Annotated in this window: 3 protein-coding genes; all 3 read right to left on the bottom strand. The window is 42.1% G+C overall.

The window, feature by feature from the left end; all coding sequences use genetic code 11:
* Positions 1-1,249 (bottom strand): SecDF P1 head subdomain-containing protein (locus tag B7C60_RS07405; protein ID WP_245868838.1); only part of this gene is annotated, 1,249 nt, incomplete at its 3' end.
* Between the two features lie 67 nt (positions 1,250-1,316).
* Entirely contained in the window at positions 1,317-1,790 is a 474-nt protein-coding gene (locus tag B7C60_RS07400; RefSeq protein ID WP_099611106.1) for a hypothetical protein, read from the bottom strand.
* Positions 1,791-1,927: 137 nt separating this feature from the next.
* Complete coding sequence (locus B7C60_RS07395) at positions 1,928-2,587, bottom strand: SH3 domain-containing protein (RefSeq protein WP_099611105.1); 660 nt, start codon at positions 2,585-2,587, stop codon at positions 1,928-1,930.
* Between the last annotated feature and the right edge of the window lie 7 nt (positions 2,588-2,594).

The following is a 2,594-nucleotide window of genomic DNA, read 5'->3' as shown; positions in this document are numbered from 1 at the left end:
GTAAAAGCGCAAGTTGTTGAGCTTCTTGATTAGAGCCCGCTCCCGTAATTCTAAATTGGCTGCCTAGCTGGGATTGAATCGTCGCCACGCTGATCACTCGTTCACTACGTTCGGTTTCCCCGCGCGCATTGGTTTTATATTCTCGATACACCGTCGCCATTGGTTTACCAATATGTTTTGCGGAAAAATCACTCATCACTTTTCCACCCGTGTGATCGAGCGAAATATTGACTTCCGAAAAGCCCATTTTATCCATCCCTGCACGGGCATTAATAATATGATCGCCGGTTAAGACGGGACGTTTATTTAAAATAACAGCGTGTCCGGCGTTATCATTTAAGATGATATCTTCTCGGGAAGCGATCGTTTTTACTTCATAAAACGCGAGACTTGCGGTAGCGCCAATCACATTTTTTGCTTGGGACGGATCTTGTACGCCAGGGAGTTCGATACGAATGCTATGCTCACCTTGACGCTGAACAAGTGCTTCTGTAATCCCCAGTTCTTCAATACGATCACGCATGATCTTTAAATTTTGTTGTAAAGTCGCGGATTGAAAGTCCAGTTTATTTTGTTGGCTCGGCTGAACCGTCACTCGATTTGACGCAACCTTGACTTCCCATCCCGCATAGTTTTCTTTAACAAACTTTTGGATTTTACTCAGTGAGGCATTGGAATTGACTGACACCATAAATCCATCATTTCCAACAGGCTGAATACTAGCCCCTCGAATCGATTCATTACGCAGCATATCGCGTAATTCATCGGTTAGCGCATCACGCTGCTCTTGAAAAGCCTTATCCACATCAACATTCAGGAGGAATTGCACTCCACCACGTAGATCTAACCCTAATTTAATTGGATGAAATCCTAACTCGCTCAGCCATCTCGGTGCCATTGAGACATAAGAAAAAGTAATACTTTCTCCTTCTTTAATCATGGGATCCAAAACTTGGCGAGCTTGCGCTTGTTCGGTCTCGTTACTAAAAACCAAAGTCAATGTATTCTCTTGTTGACGGATCTCTTGTGCCTGAAGCCCTTTTTCTTTAAGTATCCGGTTAAGGTTAACTATATTATTTAGTTGCTGGTTAGCGGATGAATATTGAATCTGAATCGATGGTTGTTCACCATACCAAGTCGGGATGGCACTTAAGATCAAGATAGCAACCGTCACCACCAGAATCAGGTATTTCCACATCGAATAATGATTGATTAGACGAGCGGATGCTTTACTACTTTTTTTCTGCATAACTCTCTCCTCGAGCTGAACGTCGAGTTAAAATAAATAAGAAGTGACAAGGTCACTGATAGAGAAATTAGACAGTAAAAAATTGGCTGTTAAGCGCCACATACATGGCATTAGTTTCTTTCCAACCGGAAAGACGATAGGAGGTATGAAAATGTTGATAGGGTGTAGCCAATAATGCAGCCGAGATTAATCGACATGAACCATTCAGGCAAGGAACGACATCTAATCCAGAGCCATCAATATCGCTGTCTTCATCGTCTTGCCAGAGCGTTTCACCCACACTCCAACGTGAAGAATAGATAATACCATGCTGCTGCGTCAGTTGAGGTATTTCAGTGATAGGAGAAGAAATCCCCTCCGATAAAGACTTTTCTGTTTTAGAATCAAGCTGCAATGGATTAAATAAAACAGATGCAGACTGCTCTATTTCACTGCTTATCGGTTGACCAAGTGGTGTATTGGATGCAGCAGAAAGGCTCTGCATAGGCAGCAGCGCACTGATTAACACCAACCAAAACAGACCCGTCAAACGACTAACCATAACAACACCACAAAAACAGACTGGCTCAGTTTAGGGCCGGGTGTGCAAGTACTCAAGTAAAATCTTTGCACTCAAGATAAAATCACTACTATTTTCGTTTAAGTCACTGTAAATCAATCATAACGCCCGTTACGGGTTTACTGATAAAAAATATCCCCACTTTGTACATTCAAATAAATTTTATTCGATTGATTTAAACCACCGCAATAGACAAAATAAACATCTCTATCTTGATAACGTACCGATCGAATCCACCCGCCTAACTCTTTAAAATCGACTGGAGAACACGAACCATCGGTTAACAGTTGCTCTGTTTTTTCAATAAATATTTCTTCAAATAAATCTAAATCATCGGAATCAGCAATATAGCTTAGTACGGTGTTATACCGTTCTTCAGCGGTAATACTCGGTGCTTGCTCACTCAACCCTTGTAAAGGGATCCATTCGGCGACCTCTGGCCCGCCATCTTGATAAACAAAATAGGGAGAAATCCGCCCCCAACCCGATTTCTTTTCATAAAGATAAACTTTTTCACCGCGATACAATAAACGATGAACAAATGCATTTATTTCCGGCGACTCACGAACCCCTATCGTTGTTGCGTCGACATAATAATCCATCACTTCAGGTAAAATAGGTACGTTCAGATCGTCACTCTGAGCCTTGGTTTCCTCTAACAGCATCGGGTCATCTTTCGGCAAATTTTCCTTCTGGGCCAGCTCATGCTGAGGTTTATAATAAAACAGGTAATAACCTGCACCAGCACCTGCTAGCCCCAACATTAGAATGAAGAGCATGAGTGTT

The organism is Vibrio fujianensis, from assembly GCF_002749895.1.
Classification (GTDB): domain Bacteria; phylum Pseudomonadota; class Gammaproteobacteria; order Enterobacterales; family Vibrionaceae; genus Vibrio; species Vibrio fujianensis.
Note: the sequence above shows the minus strand (reverse complement) of the source record. Positions and strands in the feature narration are given on the sequence as shown.

Coding starts and splice junctions, on each gene's coding strand:
- B7C60_RS07400 (WP_099611106.1), bottom strand. CDS start 1,790: ATGGTTAGTCGTTTGACGGGTCTGTTTTGGTTGGTGTTAATCAGTGCG.
- B7C60_RS07395 (WP_099611105.1), bottom strand. CDS start 2,587: ATGCTCTTCATTCTAATGTTGGGGCTAGCAGGTGCTGGTGCAGGTTAT.